Genomic DNA, 17,731 nt, shown 5'->3' on the forward strand with positions numbered 1-17,731 from the left:
CGAAAACCTGTGAACTTGGAGCTTACGCCGGGTTACCACGGAGGAAATTAATGATGCCGGAAAAATCGGCACCGGCATTCCCTTGTGCGTTGAACAGCGCATAGAGCTGAGCTGCCTCGGCGCCGAGCGGCGTTGCTGCACCGATGCTCTGTGCGGCCTCCTGCGACAGTTTCAGGTCCTTCAGCATCAGTGCCGCCGCGAAGCCAGGCTTATAGCCATTGTTGGCGGGCGATGTCGGCACCGGGCCGGGCACCGGGCAATAGGTGGTCAGCGACCAGCACTGGCCGGACGAGGTCGAGGCGACGTCGAACAGCGCCTGGTGCGACAGGCCGAGCTTTTCCGCCAGCACGAAGGCCTCGGCAACACCGATCATCGAAATGCCCAAAATCATGTTATTGCAGATCTTCGCCGCCTGTCCGGCGCCGTCGTCGCCGCAATGAACGATGCGGCCGGCCATCGGCTTGAGGATTGGTTCGGCCTTGGCGAAGGCATCCTTCGAACCGCCGGCCATGAAGGTCAGCGTGCCGGCCGCGGCACCGCCCGTGCCGCCGGAGACCGGCGCGTCGATCGACAGCAACCCGTGCTTGGCGGCGATGGCATGGGCCTTTCGAGCCGACTCGACATCGATGGTCGAGGAATCGATGAACAGCGCGCCTTTTTTTGCCTTGGACACTATGTCTGCGTAAACCGTCAGAACATGCTTACCGGCTGGCAGCATGGTGATGACCGCATCGGCGTCTTTCACCGCTGCAACGGCGTTGGCCATGATGACGGCGCCGTGTTCCCTGGCGATGACGAGGTTCTCCGGCACCAGGTCGAACCCGTGCACGGCATACCCGGCCTTGACCAGGTTGGCGGCCATCGGATTGCCCATATTGCCGAGGCCGATGAAGGCGATGGTGGTCATATTGGCGCTCCCGTGGTGTGGGTAGGCAGTAGGCAGTAGGCGGTAGGCAGTAAGCGACCTATTCGGGCGCAAGTTTGTTAATAAGCTGGCGAAGCATTTTCCCAATGCCCTCGGTCGCTAAAAGCACGTGATAAGCTTGATCATGCGTAGCAAGGCCAATGCGTTCAGCGATCTGGAGGTGTGTCTCGAACTCCTTCAGCGATCCCTGGGCAATCCTGAGAAATTGCTGATAGGAGCCTCTGTTGTCTCGGCCGTAACCTTCCGCGATGTTTGCAGGAATAGAGGTTGCTGAGCGGCGGATCTGGCTGGTCAACCCATACAATTCCTCTTTTGGCCATGCCTTGGTCAGGGAGTAGGTGGTGACGGCCAGATCCATCGCTTGCTGCCATACGATAAGATCCTTGTACGAATTGATCTTGCCGGTCATCTTTCTGCCTACTGCCTACTGCCTACTGCCTTACCGCCCGATCAGGGCGCGAGCGATGATGACGCGCATGATCTCGTTGGTGCCTTCGAGGATCTGGTGGACACGCAGGTCGCGCACCAGCTTCTCGATGCCGTAATCGTGCAGATAACCATAGCCGCCGTGCAGCTGCAGGGCGTCGTTGGCGACATTGAAGCCGGTGTCGGTGACGAAGCGCTTCGCCATCGCCGACCATTTTGAGGCATCCGGCGTGTTGCGGTCGAGCTTCGAAGCGGCGGTGTAGAGGAAGACGCGCGCTGCCTGCAATTCGGTTTCCATGTCTGCAAGCTTGAACTGCAGCGCCTGGAACTGGTTGATCTTCGAGCCGAAAGCCTTGCGCTCGGCCGTGTAAGCGAGCGCCTTGTCGAGTGCCGATTGCGCGCCGCCGAGTGAGCAGGCGGCGATGTTCAACCGGCCGCCGTCGAGCCCGGCCATGGCGATGCCGAAGCCGGCGCCTTCTGCAGACAGAAGGTTTTCCGCCGGCACCTTGCAGTCCTCGAAGACGACCTGGCGCGTCGACTGCATGTGCCAGCCCATCTTGTGCTCGTTGGCGCCGAAAGAAAGGCCCGGCGCATCGTTCGGCACGACGAAGGTGGAAATGCCTTTCGGCCCGTCGGCGCCGGTGCGCGCCATGACGACATAGAGGTCGCTGTCGCCGGCACCGGAGATAAACTGCTTGGCGCCGTTCAGCACATAGTCGCCGCCGCTCTTTGCCGCGCGCGTCTTCAGCGCCGCCGCATCCGAGCCCGAGCCGGGCTCGGTCAGGCAATAGCTTGCCAGCCATTCCATTGAGGTCAGCTTCGGCAGGAAGCGCCGGCGCTGTTCGTCGCTGCCGAAGCGGTCGATCATAGATGCCGCCATATTGTGGATAGAGATGAAGGCGGAAAACGCCGGATCGGCCCGCGAAAGCGCCTCGAAGATCAGCACGGCGTCGAGCCGGCCGAGCCCCGAGCCGCCGACATCCTCGCGGACATATATGCCTCCAAGGCCGAGCGGGCCCGTCTCGCGGATCACGTCGGCGGGGAAATACTTGTTGCGATCCCAGTCGAGTGCGTTCGGCGCCACACGGTCGGCGGCGAAGGCCTCGGCCATCTCCTGGATGGCGCGCTGGTCCTCGTTGAGTTCGAACTGGCTGGTGCCAGCATCGACAGCGGCGTCCATGGCGTGCTCCCTGACGTTTCCGGCCTGCTGGCCTGTCGTTTTTGGCTTTGCGCGCCGTTCAATCTAGACCAATGATGCCGCCGCGCAACCCGACCCGTCTGCGCAGCCGCTGTGCGCGAATGCGCTTTGGAGCAAAGTGTGACGACAAAATTCGACGAACTGCTTGGATGCTTCCATGCCTATCTCCAGACGTTCGATGCTGCGCTGGTGCGCGACGCCGTGGCCCGGATCGGCTGGGATATGCCAAGCCGGCCGCTCGAACCGCATGCACTGCCTTGTCTCGTCCAGCTCGACCGTATCGTCGAACTCGCTCCCGTTGCGGCCAAGCCGCTGGCGCGGCTGGTTGCGGCGCGTCGCGGCGATCTGCGCTGGGGCCAGACCTATGGCGAAGCGGATTTCGGCAAGGTTTTCATGGACAATTACGGCTGGCTGGAGGTGTTTGGTACGCGCGGCCATTTCGTCAATGAAGAGGTCGCGGCCGGCCTGCTGATCCTTGGACCCGACATCGTCTACCCCGACCACCACCATGTCGCGGAGGAGATCTACATCCCGCTGACCGGCGGCACCGAATGGCGCATGGGCGATGGCGGTTTTCGCCTTCGAGCGCCGGGCGAGGTGATCCGCCATGCCTCTGGCGTCAGCCACGCCATGCGCACCGGCAAGGAGCCGCTGCTGGCGCTCTATCTCTGGCGCGGCGGGCCACTGGCAGCCAAGTCGACGATCACCGTAACCGTTGCGCAGGGCAGGGACTGATATGGCCAAGGCGATCATGCTGCAGGGCACGGGTTCGGATGTCGGCAAGACGGTGCTCGTTGCCGGTCTGTGCCGCGCGGCCAGGAACCGTGGGCTGAAAGTGCGGCCGTTCAAGCCGCAGAACATGTCGAACAACGCCGCTGTCGCCGATATTCTAGGCGTTTCAGGCGGCGGTGAGATCGGCCGCGCCCAATGGCTGCAGGCGATCGCCTGCGGCGTGCCGCCGACCATCCACATGAACCCGGTGCTCCTCAAGCCGCAGACCGATGTCGGCGCTCAAGTCGTAGTGCAGGGCAAGGTGTTCGGCGAGACGCGGGCGCGCGACTATCAGGCGCTGAAGGGCCGACTGATGGATGCGGTGCTGGACTCCTGGGCGACGGTCGGCGAGGGCGCGGACCTGGTCATTGTCGAGGGCGCGGGATCGCCGGCCGAGATCAACCTCAGGAGCCGCGACATTGCCAATATGGGCTTTGCGACGCGCGCCGGCGTGCCGGTGATCCTGGTCGGCGATATCGATCGCGGCGGCGTCATCGCCTCGGTCGCCGGCACCCACCTGATCCTGCCGGACGAGGACCGGCGCATGATCGTCGGTTACCTCATCAACAAGTTCCGCGGCGATGTCTCGCTGTTCGACGATGGCATTGAGGCGATCGAAAAATTCACCGGCTGGCGCTGTTTTGGCGTTGTGCCGTGGCTGAAAGCGGCGGCGCGGCTGCCGTCGGAAGACTCCGTCGTGCTCGAACGGCTGGCGTCCGGTGAGAAGCGCGCGCTGAAGATCGTCGTGCCGGTACTCTCGCGCATCGCCAATTTCGACGACCTCGACCCGCTCAAGGCCGAACCGCAGGTCGAGGTGGTGTTCGTGCCGCCTGGCCAGCGCCTGCCGCAGGATGCAGGGCTGGTGGTCATTCCCGGCTCGAAGTCGACGATCGGCGATCTCCTGAAATTCCGCGAGAACGGCTGGGACCGCGACCTTGCCGCGCACAGGAAACGCGGTGGCCATATCGTCGGCATCTGCGGCGGCTTCCAGATGCTCGGCCATGTCGTGCGCGATCCCGATGGTATCGAGGGCAGCGTTACCGAGACGCAGGGCCTCGGGCTGCTCGACGTCGAAACGGTGATGGAGCCGGAAAAGACGGTGCGCAATCTCAGCGCGCGCTCGGTGCCGTTCGATCTGCCGCTCGAGGGCTACGAAATCCATCTCGGCCGCACCACCGGTCCGGACACGCTGCGGCCGTCCGTCGTTATCAACGGCATCGATGACGGCGCTATCTCGGCCGACGGCAAGGTGCTGGGCACCTATATGCACGGGCTGTTTTCCGCCGATGCCTTCCGGGCGAAATTCCTCGAAAGCCTCGGCGTCAAGGGCGGCGGCATCGACTACCGCGCCGAGGTCGAACGGGCACTGGACGAGATCGCCGCCGAGCTGGAAACCCACCTCGACTGCGACGCCATCTTTGGGCTGGCGCGTTAGCTGGCAGCTTCGTCAGCCTTCGGCCAGTAGGTGCCGAACGACCAGACGTTGCCTTCCGGATCGCGGCAGATGAATTCGCGGCTGCCATAGTCGCGGTCGGTGAGTTCTTCCAGAATCTCGGCGCCGGCGGTCTTTGCCCGCGCGTATGCCGCATCTGCGTCAGCGACCGCAACGTAGATCGACTTGCCGCCGCCCGAACCGGGCGCGCCGACCATCTTGCCATAGGCATCGTCGCGCGCCGTGCCGAGCATGATGATCGAGGAGCCGAAAGCGAGTTCGGCATGGTGCACCACGTCGCCTTCGCCATAGCGGGCGCGAACGCTAAAGCCGAAGGCCTCGCACAGCCAATCGATCATCCTGCCGGCATTCCTGTAGCGCAGCGCCGGATAAAGCCGCGGTGGTTCGGTGATGTTCGGCATGACTGATCTCCTTCAGCGGGTTGGTCGATCAACCCAGTCTGGGCGAAGGCTGGTTGCGCGTCTTGAAGAAATGTTACCTCGCGGCGACAGTGGTCGGCGTGACGCCTGCGAGGTCGCGGAACTCGCGCACCAGATGCGCCTGGTCGGCATAGCCGCAGTCGGCGGCGATGTCGGCCCAATCACTGTTGGCCTGTCTCGACAGGCCAAGCGCATGGTTGAAACGGACGATGCGCGACAGCGTTTTTGGGCCGGTGCCGACTGCGTCCGAAAATTTTCCGGTAAGATGCTTGCGGCTCCAGCCAAGCTTTTCGGCCAGCGTCGAGATGCGGGTCCGCCCACGCGTCGAGACGATCGTCTCATAGGCCCAGACCATTTCGGCCTGAGTGCGGTCTGCGGTTGCCAACCGATCGCCGACGAAGGCCTCGGCGATGGCAAAGCGTGAGCTCCAATCCGGCGCATTGCCAAGCCTTTCGCGAAGCGCGATGCCTTCGACGCCGAGCACGTCATCCAGGCCGACCATGCGGTCGGTCAGTTCGCTCATCGGGCGGCCGAAGAAGCGACGAGCGCCGAGCGGAGTGAAATTGATCTGCACACAGCAGGCGCCGCCGAAGGATTCGATCACCACCGGCCCGGCATAAAGGCCGGCGGCAAAACTGGCGAAGCGGTCATTGTCGCTGGGGTTCCTGCCGAGCCCGATGGCAAAGGGTTCGGCAAAGCTGATGACCAGCGGCACGGTCAGCGAGGCATATTCGATCGCGCGGAAATGGCCTGGCATGGTTTCGCGAAAGCCACACATGTCAGTGACGGCGCCCTGAAGCCGATGGCTCGGCGCGCGCCGCACCATCTCGAACCGATCGAGCTCCGGGCCGTCGTGGCGGCTGCCGTCTTCGCTGGTGGGCATTGTGCTTTCCCTGGTCCAGGAATTCTAACAGACCATCCTGCAGAATCAAAAGCGCCCGGCTTTTGGCCGGGCGCCCCGAGTTGCCTGAGATTGCGAGTTGCCTGAGATTCCGAATTGTCTGGACGTGTTTAAGCGCCGCGCATCAGACAGCCGGCGGCCAGCACGATGTAGGCGATGACGACAATCCACACGGAAGCCAAAGGGATAAACGCAAGAACGCCAAGCGCGGCGAGAACGCCGATGATGGCGATGACAAGGGATATGATAAAAATAAGCTGGGTAGGTGCACTGAGATTCATGTCCGTCCCTCCTCAACATGATTCGTACAGCGGCATAGTATCAGTCGCACGGTCACACACCAATGAGCGCAGCGGCTTGCAGCTTTCCGGCGAGAAAACATGCGGCTCCAGCACGCGCACCCCCGTTTGCGCCAGGCCGATTCCGCGCTACCTTCCGAACGAATCGGAAGGGGCTGATGGCGATGGGATTGCTGGACCAGATACGCTCGATTTTCGACGGCGACCCCGGCGTGCGCAAGGTGGCGGACGATCCGGTGCTGTCGGCGGAGCTACTGATGCTGTTCCGCATGATCCTGGCCGATGGTTCGGTCAGCGAAAGCGAAATGACCGCCTTCAGGCGTATCTGCCGGGACGCCTTCGGCATTCCCGAAACCAGCGTCGACAGCGTCATCGAATACCTCAACGAATTCGGCTACGAGACCAACGGCTCGCAGGCCATCGCGCAGTTCCGCGACCTCGATGTCGAACGGCGCAAGCTGCTCGCCCGCCATATGGCCGAGATCGCCAAGGCCGATTCGCAACTTGCCGGGAGCGAGATGCAGCTGCTGCGCCGCACGCTTGACCTGCTCGACATCAGCCCTGCCGATGTGGTCAAGCCGCAAGGCTAACGGTCGCCGCTCACCCCTGTTCCTGCAGTCGTTTCGCGATCGCCCGGTGCAAATCTGGAGCGGCGGCGACCAACGCCTTGGCCGCTGCGGATTGCGGGTGGTCGAGCACTTCGCTTGTCCTGCCGCGCTCGACGATCTTGCCGTCATGCATGACCATCACTTCGTCGGTGATGGCGCGGGCGACGGTCAGATCATGGGTGATGAACAGATAGGCGATACCGAGCTTCTGGTTGAGCTCCGCGAACAAATCGAGGATCTGGGCGCGGATCGAGACGTCGAGCGCCGAGACCGGCTCATCGGCCACGACCAGCTTCGGCCGCGTGATGATGGCGCGGGCGATCGACAGGCGCTGACGCTGGCCGCCCGACAACTCGTGCGGATATTTGTCCATGTCGCCTGGCGAGAGGCCGACCTCGTGCAGCGCATGCGCCACCATCTCGCGCCGCGCGGCGGGCGCCGGCTTCTTCTCCAGCACATGCAGCGGCTCTGCCACCAATCTTTCGACCTTCTGGCGTGGGTCGAAGGAGCCATACGGGTCCTGGAATACGACCTGCATGTCGCGCCGCGCCGGCTTGAGCTCCGCCTCGCTCTTGCCGGTGAGGGTGTCGCCACGGAAGCGGATCGTACCGGCCGTCGGCTTGTCCAGTGCCAGGACCATGCGGGCAAGCGTCGACTTGCCACAGCCGGAACGGCCGACCAGCGCCACCGACTGGCCGGGCGCCATCGCGAAGGAGACATCGTCGACCGCGCGGATGGGAGCCGCGCGTTTCAACAGGGATGTGCGCCGTCCCGGATAATCCCGCGTTACGTTCTCTACCTGAAGCAGCGGTTTGGCCGATCCGCTGTCATGTGTGCGGGCCCGCGCCGGCACATGCATCGAGGCCTGCGCCAGCTGTCGCGTGTAGGGATGAAGTTGTTCCGACAGCGTGCGCGCGGTATCGCCGGCCTCCATCACCTCGCCATGGCGCAGGATGGTGATGCGGTCCGCCATCTCGGTCACCACTGCGAGGTCGTGCGAGATGAGCAGAAGACCCATGCGGTTTTCCGCTACGAGATCTCGCAGCAGGTCGAGGATCTGCGCCTGCAGCACCACGTCGAGCGCGGTCGTCGGCTCGTCGGCAATCAGCAGCTTGGGCTTCAGCGCACAGGCGATGGCGATGACGACGCGCTGGCGCTGGCCGCCGGAGAGTTCGTGCGGATAACGCGAGAGCGGGAATTGTGCTGCCGGCAGGCCGACCCGGTCCAGCATTTTTCGCGCCCGTTCCTCGGCGTCGGCGCGGCTCGCCCTGGTGTGCCAGCGAATACCCTCGGCGACCTGCTCGCCGATGGTTTTGACCGGATTGAGCGCCGTCATTGGCTCCTGGAACACCATGCCGATGTCGTCGCCGCGCAGCGCGCACATCTGGTCCTCGCTGGCGGCAAGGATGTCGACGCCGTCGAAGTTGATGCGTCCGCTGGCGTGCGCCGCCCAGGGCAGAAGCTGCATCACCGTGAGCGCCGTCATCGACTTGCCGGAGCCGGATTCGCCAACCAGCCCCATCACTTCGCCCGGCGCGACGGAAAGTTCGATGTCTCTGAGGATACGGGTGCTGCCGATGGTCAGCGACAGCTTCTCGATTTCGAGCAGGCTCATCGCTGCCGCCGCGATTTCGGATCGAGAATGTCGGCAATGCCGTCGCCAAGCAGGTTCAGGCCAAGCACGGTGACGACGATCGCCATGCCTGGAAAGATCGCCATCCAAGGCGCCACCACCATGCGGGTCTGGGCATCGAACAGCATGCGGCCCCAGCTCGGCATTGGCGGCTGGGTGCCCAGCCCGACATAGGAAAGCCCGGCTTCGGCCAGTATGCCCAGCGCGAACTGGATGGTGCCTTGCACCAGCAGCAGCGTGGCGATGTTGGGCAGCACATGTTCGATGCTGATCAGCGTCCTGCTCTTGCCGGCGGCGCGGGCGGCGAGGATGAATTCGCGCGGCCAGATCGCCAGGGCGCCGGCCCGGGCGACGCGCGCGAACACCGGGATGTTGAAGATGCCAATGGCAATGATGGCGTTGAACGCGCCCGGCCCGAAGATGGCGGTGATCATAATTGCCGAAAGCAGCGCCGGAAAGGCGAAGACCAAATCGTTCAACCGCATCAGCACGTCGTCGGCGAAGCCGCCGCGCGCCGCGGCAAAGGCGCCGAGCGGTACGCCGACGCCCATGCCGATGCCGACCGCCACCAGCGCCACGGCAATCGAGTTGCGGGCGCCAACCATGATCATCGACAGGATGTCGCGACCGAAATGGTCGGTGCCGAACCAGTGCGCCAGCGACGGCGCCTGGGTCTTGTCGGAAATGACCAGATTGGTGACATCGTAAGGCGTCCAGAAGAACGACAGGATCGCGACCGCCGCCACCAGTGCGGTGATGAAGAAGCCGGCGAGGAACGAACGGTTTCGAAACGCCTTGGCCAGGATGCCGGCAAGGTTCTCGTCGGGGATGTCGATGTGCAGCGTCATTGCCGGCCTCTCAGGCGCGGATCGACCACCGCATAGGAGAGATCGACAACGAAATTGACGATGATGACCGCGGCGACCAGCAACATGACGACGCTCTCGACCACGATCAGGTCACGCTGATTGATCGCCTGGAACACCAGCCGGCCGAGGCCGGGCAAGTAGAAGACGTTCTCGATGATGATGGTGCCGGCAAGCAGGAAAGCGAATTGCAGGCCTAGAATGGTGACCACCGGGATCATGGCGTTGCGCAGCGCATGCCGCCACAAGACAAGGCGATAGGGCAGGCCCTTGGCGCGGGCGGTTCGGATGTAGTCCTCGTTCAGCACTTCGATCAGCGCCGAGCGGGTGACCCGGGCGAGGATCGCCGCCTGTGGCAGAGCGAGGGCGACCGCCGGCAGAAGTAGCGATTTCAGTGCCGGCCAGACGCCGGGGCTCCAGCCGGGAAAGCCGCCGCCCGGCACCAGCCGCAGCCAGACAGCGAACAGATAAATCAGCATCAGCGCAAACCAGAAATTGGGCACGGCGACGCCAAGCTGGGCGGCACCCATCGCGATCGTGTCGCCGGCCCGGCCGCGCCGGCTGGCGGAAAACAGTCCGACCGGAATGGCAATGACGGTGGACAGCGCCAGCGCCATCAGTGCCAGCGGCAGCGAGACGACGAGGCGCTCACGGACCAGATCGATGACCGGCACCGAATAGGTGTAGGAACGGCCGAAATCGAGGCTCAGCAAGCCGCCGGCCCAATGCAGATAGCGCAGCACGACGGGAGCGTTGAGACCCATCTGGTTGCGCAGCAATTCGATCTGGTCGGCGCTGGCGTTCAGGCCAAGCATCAGCCGCGCCGGGTCGCCGGGAATGATTTCCAGCACGGCAAAGACCACCATCGAGGCCAGAACCAGCGTGACGACGGCGATGGCGAGCCGCTTGAGGAGGTAGGCGGTCATGGACGTTGAGGAACCGCTGTGTTGGCGAACGCAAAAACCGGGCGAAGCTTGCGTTCCCGCCCACCCCCCTCTGTCCTGCCGGACATCTCCCCCTCAAGGGGGGAGATTGGCAGTTTCCACGCCGGCACAGTCCTTGCAACGCTAGTGGTTAGCGAAAGCGGCGGTGAGGGCTCAATCTCCCCCCTTGAGGGGGAGATGTCCGGCAGGACAGAGGGGGGTGTGACGGAGTGCAACTTTCGCCTTTCTGTCAGCGATCAATCCGTCCACTTCACCTTGGTCAGGTCGTTGGCCTGGATCGGGGCGTTTTCCCACAGGCCCTGCAGTTTGGCGTCCCAGACGCCGACCTTCGGCAATTCGTAGAGGAAGCCGACCACGGCGTCATCGGCCAGGACCTTCTGCGCCTCGCCGAGCAGCGTCATGCGCTTGGCCTCGTCGGAGGTAAGGTTCAGCTCGTCGATGATCTTGTCGAAGGCCGGGTTGTCGTAGTTGAAGTAATAGTCCTTGCGCGAATAGATATCGATGTCGTTAGGCTCGGTGTGGGAAACGATGGTCAGGTCGTAATCCTTCTTGGTGAAGACCTGGTCCAGCCATTGCGCCCATTCGACCGGGATGATCTCGAGATCGATGCCGATTTCGCGAAGCTCCGAGGCGATGATCTCGCCACCAAGCCGCGCATAGGAGGGCGGCGGCAGCTTCAGCGTCGCCTTGAAGCCATTCTCCAGGCCGGCTTCCTTCAGCAACTCCTTGGCTTTCTCCACATTGTGCGGGTAGAGGCCGGTGAGGTCGACATAGGCCTTGCTGGCGGGCGACATGTGCGAGCCGATCGGCACGCCGAGGCCGGCCGAGGCGCCGTCGATGATCGCCTTGCGATCGACCGCAAAGGAAATCGCCTGCCTGACCTGCAGCTTGTCGAAGGGCGGCTTCTTGTTGTTGATCGACAGGATGGTTTCACCCTCGGTCGAGCCGATCACCACCTTGAAGCGTGGGTCGTCCTTGACCTGGGCGACACTGTCAGGATCGAAGAACGGAAAGGCCTGGACGTCGCCGGAAAGCAGCGCCGGAACTGCGGCGGCGGCATCTGGAATGATGCGGAACTCGGCCTTGTCGAGGAACACCGGGGCGCCCCAGTAATTTTCCGACTTGACCAGCGTGATCGACGAGCCCTTGGCCCAGTTCTGGAATTTGAACGGGCCGGTGCCGATCGGTTTTTCCTTGTTGGTGTCGGCTGTCTCAGGCGCGACGATAACCGCGTCGCCCCAGCCCATATTGTAGAGGAACGAGCCTTGCGGGTTCTTCAGCGTGACATTCACCGTCGTGGGATCGACGACCTCGACCTTGTCGATGGCGGCGAACAGGCTCTTTTGCGCGTTGACGGAATTGTCGGCGCGGGCACGATCGAGCGAGAATTTCACGTCGTCGGCGTTGAAGTCGCTGCCGTCATGGAATTTCACGCCTGTATGCAGCTTGAAAGTGTAGACCTTGCCGTCGTCGGAAATGCTCCAGCTTTCGGCGAGATCGGGCAGCACCTCGCCGTTCGGGCCGATGCGGGTCAGGCCCTCGAAGACATTTGCATAGAGTACCTCGTCGATTGCCGCGGCGGCACCCGCGGTCGGGTCGAGATGCGGGGGTTCGAGCGTAATGCCGATGACCAGGTCGGTGCGCGCGGCCATCGCCGAGGTTCCGGCGGCCAACGCCAGCGCCGCGGCGGCCAGAACGGTTTTCCACAATTTCATCGTGCAACTCCCCATGTCTAAAACACGTGCTCAAACCCGGCCGGATAGAAGCGTGAATTCGCCGCCGAGTAAATTGCGTTTCGTCCCGTCGGCGGTCGCCGGGAGGAATGTTTTTTCGCCCATGGCCGGATCATCGCGGGCCGGCGTCCCTCAGCAGAACGTCGAGGCCGATCGCCATCACCTTTGCCGAGTCCAGCATGTCGGCAATGCCGACCCATTCATCGGGCCGGTGGGCGAGATCGAGGATGCCCGGGCCATAGGCGATGCAGTCATAGATGTGGCCGATACGGGCGATGTGCTTCTGGTCGTAAGTGCCGGGCGAAATCACGTAATCCGGTTCGCGGTCGAATATCTCCATGATGCCTTGCGCGACCGCCTTAACCACCGGCGCGTCGCGCTCGGTCATCAGCGGCAGCACCTCCATCAGATCGCGGATTTCGTAGTCGAACTTTTTGCGCTCGCGCTTCAGCCGTTCGAGGATATCGGTCACCTCGCTCTTGACCGTAGCGAGATCCTCTTCGAGCAGGAAGCGGCGGTCGATGGTCAGCCGGCAGGAATCGGGCACGTTGGGCGAGGGCAGGCCGGGCCGGAAATCCTCCGTCTGGCCGCCATGGACCGAGTTGATGTTCATGGTTGAGCGTTTTGCGCCTTCGGGCACGACCGGCATGCGCGTCATCTTGCGGTCGAGCGCCGGAAACAATTCGTCCTCGAAGGCGCGCAGCACGGCGCCCATATGGCGCACCGCATTGTCGCCGAGGAACGGCATCGAGCCGTGCGCGATCTCGCCCCTGGTCTCGATCTCGGCCCACCAGACGCCGCGATGGCCAAGGCAGATGCGATCCTTGTTGAGCGGTTCGGGAATGATGACGTGGTCGACCTTCGGCCTGGAGAAATAGCCGAGCTTGGCCAGATGCGCGACGCCGCCAAAGCCGCCGGACTCCTCGTCGACCGTGCCTGAAATCTCGATGGCGCCGGGAAAATCGGGAAAGACCTCCATGAAGGCTTCAGCGGCGATGATCGAGGCGGCAAGCCCGCCTTTCATGTCGCAAGCGCCGCGGCCATAGATCTTGCCGTCCCTGACGATGCCGGCGAACGGATCGAGGCTCCAGCCGTCGCCAGGCTCGACGACGTCGATATGCGAATTGAAGTGCACGCAAGCACCCGGCGCCCGGCCATCGAAGCGGGCGACGACGTTGACGCGCGGGTAACGGTCAGTGTCGCCAGGCGTGCCCTTGGCACGGATGAATTCGATCTCAAAACCACGCTTCTTCAGCCGCGCGCCGATATATTCGGCACATGGCCGATAGGCTTCGCCGGGCGGATTGATGGTCGGAAAGCGGATCAGATCCGCAGTCAGTGCAACCAGATCATCGGCTCGGTCATCGATAGCCTTGAGGAGCCGTTCGTTCGGTTCGTTCATTCGGCGAATTGAGCAGCGGATGAGGGGTTTTGCAAGCCCGATGGCCGAATTGCCAGGCGATTGCGTGTCGTTACGGCAACTATTGCGGGAAATCGTTCAAATTCGCTGCTTGGGATTGGTGAAATCGTCAGGGAGTAAGTGTTAGCTCGCTGGCTTGCCATCAAAACGCTGGGGAACAGCGTGAGGGCAGGCAGGCAAGGGGCATCAAAGGGGTTTGATTGCATGAAAAACACTGTTCTCATGGCAGCGGCATTAGTAGCGATGCTGTTCGGTTCGTCGTTCGAGAGTCGTGCGGCCAGCCTGGTCGCGAACATCGATATTTCCTCACAGACGATGACGGTAAGATACGGGCTGTCGTATTACCGGTGGAGCGTTTCCACCGCCCGCAAAGGCTACATCACGCCACGCGGCAGCTATCGTCCACAGCGGACGGCCCGGATGTGGTATTCGCGCAAATACGACATGTCGCCGATGCCCTATTCGGTGTTCTTCCGCGGCGGCTATGCCATCCACGGCACCGGCGCGATCCGGCAATTGGGGCGCCCGGCATCGCATGGCTGTGTGCGCCTTCACCCCAGCAACGCGGCCGCATTCTATTCGATGGTGCGCAAAGCCGGCTTCGGCAATACGCGGATCCTCGTGACGAATTAGGGTCTGCTCCCCGGCCCGCAACAAAAAACCCGCCGGAGCGGCGGGTTCGTCGGAGCCAAATAGCACCATAACTAAATTTGTAGCATAGCTGCCGGCACAAAGCAAGAACAAAATACGTCAGTAGCGGAAAACGCTTGCTATGGTTTCCGCTCAAGCGGCTTTGTCGCGCATTGTCACCGGCCGACGCTTTTTGCGCTTGCTGATCTCCCAGCGCTTGTGGAACCACATCCACTGGCCGGGGTCTTCGCGCACCCAGCGCTCGACGACGTCGTTGAGAAGCTGGGTGGTGGCGGGGACGTCGACACTGCCGCCGGCGGTGCGCGGCAAGGTGAGCTTGTCCTCGATCTCGAGCCGGAAACGATTGTTCGGCAAGCGCACGCAGCGCGCCGGGTAGACATCGCAATCGTAGTGCCGCGCCAGGGTGCCGAGGACCCGGTTGCTCTCGCAGCGGCGGCCGAAGAATGTCGTCTCGAGCCCGCCGGTGAATTTCTGGTCGACTAGCACGCCGATATTGCCGCCCTTCTCCAGGACGGCCGCAAGCGCGAACGAGGCACCGGTCGAAGACGGCAGCAGCGATCCCATGCTCGAGCGGCGGGTCGAGAGGATGTAGTCGGCGAGGTAAGGGTTGTTGGGCGGGCGAAACAGCGCCGTGATATTCATGCCGAAAGTCGCCGCCGCCACCGGCAGCAGTTCGAAATTGCCGAGATGCCCGGTGAAGACGATATGCGGCTTGTCCTCGCCCGCGATGCGCACGAAATGCTCCACGCCCTTGACCTCGACGCGGCCTGGCTTCGTCGCAGTGGGATCGTAGTCGAACAAAGCATCGAGAAAAATGTATTCGGCGGCCAGGCGGGCCATGTTGCCCCACATGTCGGAAGCGATCGCTTCGATCTCGGCATCGCTTTTTTCCGGATAGGCCTGGCGCAGATTGTCGACCGCAACCTGATGGCGCGCCACCCAAGGGCCGATGCGGCGGGCGGCGCGGTCGGCAAAATTGAGCGCGCTGTCGGGCGGCAGCAGGCGCAGCGCGGAGATGATGATCATCGCGACCCGCGCGACCAGCCAGTAATTGAACTGGCGAAGCCGCCTGCCATAGCGGAATCCCAGGTCCCTGCGGATCTTCTTGAAGGCGTTGCCGATCATTCTCAGCCGACGCGCAGGATGATCTTGCCGAAGACGTCGCGGCCTTCCATGCGTTTCAGCGCCGCATCGATGCCGTCGAAGCCGACCTCGGTGTCGATCACCGGCGCGACCAGGCCCGCCGCCATCTTCTGCATGGCGTCGGCCATGTTTTCCATGCGGCAGCCGAACGAGCCTAGCAGCTTCAGCTGCTGCTGGAACAACTGCATCAAATTGATCTGCGTCGACACGCCCGAGGTCGAGCCGCAGGTGACCAGCCGACCGCCGCGTTTGAGGCACAGCATCGAGGCGGCAAAGGTGTCGGCGCCGACATGCTCGAACACCACGTCGACGCCCTTCTTCTTGGTCAGCTTGCGCACGACGCCTTCGAAGCGGTCGTCGCGGTAATTGATGACGTGGTCGGCGCCGAGCGCCTTGGCCTTGTCGATCTTGTCGTTCGAGCCGACGGTGGTGATGACCGTGCAGCCCATCTTCTTGGCCAGCTGAATCGCGGCGGAGCCGATGCCGGAGCCGCCGGCATGGACCAGTATCGTCTCGCCGGACTGCAGCCGGGCATTGTCGAACAGCATGTGCTCGACCGTGCCGAAGGTGACAGGCGCCACCGCCGCGCCGATTTCGCTCACGCCGGGCGGAACTGGGACCAGAAGGCGCGCCGGCAGGTTGATCTTTTCCTGCGCAAAGCCGTCGAGATGGAAGCCGTGCACGCCCGAAACATGCTCGCAGAGATTGTCGCGGCCTTCGCGGCAGGCGCGGCAAAGCCCGCAGGTGCGGGCGCCATAGATCGAGACCAATTGCCCGGGCACAAGGCTGGAAACGCCGGGGCCGACCGCCTCGACCTCGCCCGAGGCCTCGGCGCCGACGACCAGCGGCAGCTTGCGCTTGGCAAAAGCCATGCCGCGCCAGCCCCAGACGTCGATGTGGTTCAGCGCCACGGCCTTGATGCGCAGCGTCACCTCGCCTAGCGCAGGTTGCGGCGGGGGCGGCAGGTCCACCGTTTCAAGGCGGCGGTCCTCGATAAGTTGCAATGCGCGCATGGTGCCTGTCGGTTCAGTCTGGCTGAAAAAGGTCGCTTAGACCGGTTCCCGCGCCATGACAAGGCAGGTGTTCTGGCCGCCGAAGCCGAAGGAGTTCGACAGGACCGTGCCGACCTCGGCGTTGCGCTTGGTGTTCGGCACCACGTCGAGGACGATCGCCGGGTCGGGATTGTCGTAGTTGATGGTCGGCGGAATGACGCTTTCGCGCATCGTCATCAGCGAAAATGCTGCCTCGACAGCACCGGCAGCCGATAGGGTATGGCCGATCATCGACTTGTTCGACGAGACCGGCATTGACGAGATCCGCTCGCCGAACACCGTCGACAGCGACAAATGCTCCATCTTGTCGTTTTCGGGCGTCGAGGTGCCATGGGCGTTGACATAATCGATCCCGTCCTCGCTCAAGCCGGCATCGGCAAGAGCGGCGCGCACCGCCGCGATCGCCGGCGAACCGTCCGGCTTAGAGCGGGTGCGATGGAAGTCGTCGGCCTTTTCGCCGCAGCCGCGCAATATGCCGAGAACGGTGGCGCCGCGGGCAAGTGCTGCCTCCAGCGATTCCAGCACAAGGGCGCCCGAGCCTTCGGCGAGCACGAAGCCGTCGCGATCCTTGGAGAAGGGTTTTGAGGCCTTTTCAGGGATGTCGTTATGGGTGGAGAGCGCCGATAGAAGCGAGAAGCGGATCAGCGCCTCGGCGGTCGCCGAGCCGTCGGCGCCGATCGACAGCGCCCTGTCGCATTCGCCGCGGCGGATCGCCTCGACGCCGAGCTGGATCGAGGTGGCGCCCGAAGCGCACGCGGTCGACAGCGTAATCGGCAGGCCGCGCGTGCCGAAACGGTCGGCAAGCCGGTCGGCAATCGAGCCGAACTGGGTGGTCTCGAAGATGTCGAGTTCTCTGAGGCCGCGCGCTACCCGCAGCAGCCTTTCGGCGCCGGAATCGTGCCTGTCTGAATTATTGGGCTTGTCGGAATTGTAGAGCGAAAAGCGCTCGCTCCAGTCGAGCTCGACCGGCGGCGAAGCGAGGAACAGCGGTCCGCCGAAATCGCCGGCATCGAGGCCCGCCTCCGACATCGCTTCCTGGGCGGCGGTTTCGGCAAGCTCATAGGTGAGGAGACTGGCGCCCTTGGAGCTCGACGGCAGGAAGTCGACCATGCCGGAGATGCGGGTGTTGAGATGATCGACCGGGAAGCGGGTGATCGGATGGATGCCGGATTTGCCCGATGTCAGCGCCGCCCAATTGTCGGCCTTGCCGACACCGAGCGACGTCACCACGCCGATGCCGGTGACCGCGACGATCGGCCTGCCCATATGGTCGTTCAGATTGGCCATTT

At 63.3% G+C, this 17,731-nt stretch carries 18 protein-coding genes; 4 read left to right on the plus strand and 14 right to left on the minus strand.

What is annotated here, in order from left to right; translation table 11 throughout:
* Positions 1 to 22 precede the first annotated feature (22 nt).
* Genes mmsB through NKJ17_RS10035 form a run of 3 tightly spaced genes read right to left on the minus strand, consistent with a single transcriptional unit; the run spans position 23 to position 2,531 of the window.
* Complete coding sequence (gene mmsB / locus NKJ17_RS10025) at positions 23 to 907, minus strand: 3-hydroxyisobutyrate dehydrogenase (RefSeq protein ID WP_352505761.1); 885 nt, start codon at positions 905 to 907, stop codon at positions 23 to 25.
* Between the two features lie 58 nt (positions 908 to 965).
* Positions 966 to 1,334: a four helix bundle protein gene (locus NKJ17_RS10030; protein ID WP_254818189.1), complete on the minus strand. Its 369-nt coding sequence runs from the start codon at positions 1,332 to 1,334 to the stop codon at positions 966 to 968.
* A gap of 30 nt (positions 1,335 to 1,364) precedes the next feature.
* The gene (locus NKJ17_RS10035) at positions 1,365 to 2,531 is read right to left on the minus strand and encodes an isobutyryl-CoA dehydrogenase (RefSeq protein ID WP_352505762.1); all 1,167 of its coding nucleotides are present in this window, start codon (positions 2,529 to 2,531) and stop codon (positions 1,365 to 1,367) included.
* Positions 2,532 to 2,669: 138 nt separating this feature from the next.
* Between NKJ17_RS10035 and NKJ17_RS10040 the strand changes: the two genes are divergently transcribed.
* Positions 2,670 to 3,284 carry a dimethylsulfonioproprionate lyase family protein gene (locus NKJ17_RS10040; protein ID WP_352688172.1) on the plus strand — a complete coding sequence of 205 codons (615 nt, stop codon included), beginning with the start codon at positions 2,670 to 2,672 and terminating at the stop codon, positions 3,282 to 3,284.
* 1 nt (position 3,285) lies between these two features.
* Complete coding sequence (locus NKJ17_RS10045) at positions 3,286 to 4,755, plus strand: cobyric acid synthase (RefSeq protein WP_352688174.1); 1,470 nt, start codon at positions 3,286 to 3,288, stop codon at positions 4,753 to 4,755.
* On the opposite strand, the gene NKJ17_RS10050 is transcribed toward NKJ17_RS10045, so the two are convergent.
* The 3 genes from NKJ17_RS10050 to NKJ17_RS10060 form a co-directional block, all read right to left on the minus strand.
* On the minus strand, positions 4,752 to 5,174 hold the full coding sequence (locus NKJ17_RS10050; RefSeq protein WP_352688176.1) for a VOC family protein: 423 nt from the start codon (positions 5,172 to 5,174) through the stop codon (positions 4,752 to 4,754). The genes NKJ17_RS10045 and NKJ17_RS10050 overlap by 4 nt on opposite strands.
* A gap of 73 nt (positions 5,175 to 5,247) precedes the next feature.
* A complete protein-coding gene (locus tag NKJ17_RS10055) occupies positions 5,248 to 6,075 on the minus strand; it encodes a helix-turn-helix domain-containing protein (RefSeq protein ID WP_352688178.1) in 828 nt (275 codons plus the stop codon).
* Between the two features lie 128 nt (positions 6,076 to 6,203).
* Positions 6,204 to 6,374: a hypothetical protein gene (locus NKJ17_RS10060; protein WP_254818195.1), complete on the minus strand. Its 171-nt coding sequence runs from the start codon at positions 6,372 to 6,374 to the stop codon at positions 6,204 to 6,206.
* 176 nt (positions 6,375 to 6,550) lie between these two features.
* On the opposite strand from NKJ17_RS10060, the gene NKJ17_RS10065 reads away from it, so the two are divergent.
* Entirely contained in the window at positions 6,551 to 6,982 is a 432-nt protein-coding gene (locus NKJ17_RS10065; protein WP_352646871.1) for a TerB family tellurite resistance protein, read from the plus strand.
* Positions 6,983 to 6,992: 10 nt separating this feature from the next.
* On the opposite strand, the gene NKJ17_RS10070 is transcribed toward NKJ17_RS10065, so the two are convergent.
* From NKJ17_RS10070 to NKJ17_RS10090, 5 genes are all read right to left on the minus strand, one after another.
* On the minus strand, positions 6,993 to 8,615 hold the full coding sequence (locus NKJ17_RS10070; protein WP_352688180.1) for an ABC transporter ATP-binding protein: 1,623 nt from the start codon (positions 8,613 to 8,615) through the stop codon (positions 6,993 to 6,995).
* Positions 8,612 to 9,481, minus strand: a complete 870-nt coding sequence (locus NKJ17_RS10075; protein ID WP_352688182.1) for an ABC transporter permease — start codon at positions 9,479 to 9,481, stop codon at positions 8,612 to 8,614. The genes NKJ17_RS10070 and NKJ17_RS10075 overlap by 4 nt, the downstream gene beginning before the upstream one ends.
* A complete protein-coding gene (locus NKJ17_RS10080; protein WP_352688184.1) occupies positions 9,478 to 10,425 on the minus strand; it encodes an ABC transporter permease in 948 nt (315 codons plus the stop codon). Before NKJ17_RS10080 ends, NKJ17_RS10075 begins: the two co-directional genes overlap by 4 nt.
* 254 nt (positions 10,426 to 10,679) lie before the next feature.
* Positions 10,680 to 12,158, minus strand: coding sequence for an ABC transporter substrate-binding protein (locus NKJ17_RS10085; protein ID WP_352688186.1), 1,479 nt, complete (start codon positions 12,156 to 12,158; stop codon positions 10,680 to 10,682).
* A gap of 130 nt (positions 12,159 to 12,288) precedes the next feature.
* A complete protein-coding gene (locus NKJ17_RS10090; protein WP_352688188.1) occupies positions 12,289 to 13,578 on the minus strand; it encodes an acetylornithine deacetylase/succinyl-diaminopimelate desuccinylase family protein in 1,290 nt (429 codons plus the stop codon).
* Between the two features lie 222 nt (positions 13,579 to 13,800).
* Between NKJ17_RS10090 and NKJ17_RS10095 the strand changes: the two genes are divergently transcribed.
* Positions 13,801 to 14,229 carry a L,D-transpeptidase gene (locus NKJ17_RS10095; protein WP_254818202.1) on the plus strand — a complete coding sequence of 143 codons (429 nt, stop codon included), beginning with the start codon at positions 13,801 to 13,803 and terminating at the stop codon, positions 14,227 to 14,229.
* A gap of 150 nt (positions 14,230 to 14,379) precedes the next feature.
* On the opposite strand, the gene NKJ17_RS10100 is transcribed toward NKJ17_RS10095, so the two are convergent.
* From NKJ17_RS10100 to NKJ17_RS10110, 3 genes are read right to left on the minus strand one after another with little or no spacing between them, the layout of a single operon-like run.
* Complete coding sequence (locus NKJ17_RS10100) at positions 14,380 to 15,372, minus strand: lipid A biosynthesis lauroyl acyltransferase (protein ID WP_352688190.1); 993 nt, start codon at positions 15,370 to 15,372, stop codon at positions 14,380 to 14,382.
* Positions 15,373 to 15,374: 2 nt separating this feature from the next.
* Positions 15,375 to 16,403, minus strand: coding sequence for a zinc-binding dehydrogenase (locus NKJ17_RS10105; RefSeq protein WP_352505774.1), 1,029 nt, complete (start codon positions 16,401 to 16,403; stop codon positions 15,375 to 15,377).
* 36 nt (positions 16,404 to 16,439) lie between these two features.
* Positions 16,440 to 17,729 carry a beta-ketoacyl-ACP synthase gene (locus tag NKJ17_RS10110; protein WP_352505775.1) on the minus strand — a complete coding sequence of 430 codons (1,290 nt, stop codon included), beginning with the start codon at positions 17,727 to 17,729 and terminating at the stop codon, positions 16,440 to 16,442.
* Between the last annotated feature and the right edge of the window lie 2 nt (positions 17,730 to 17,731).

Origin of the sequence: Mesorhizobium sp. M0208 (assembly GCF_040322015.1) — a bacterium.
Classification (GTDB): domain Bacteria; phylum Pseudomonadota; class Alphaproteobacteria; order Rhizobiales; family Rhizobiaceae; genus Mesorhizobium.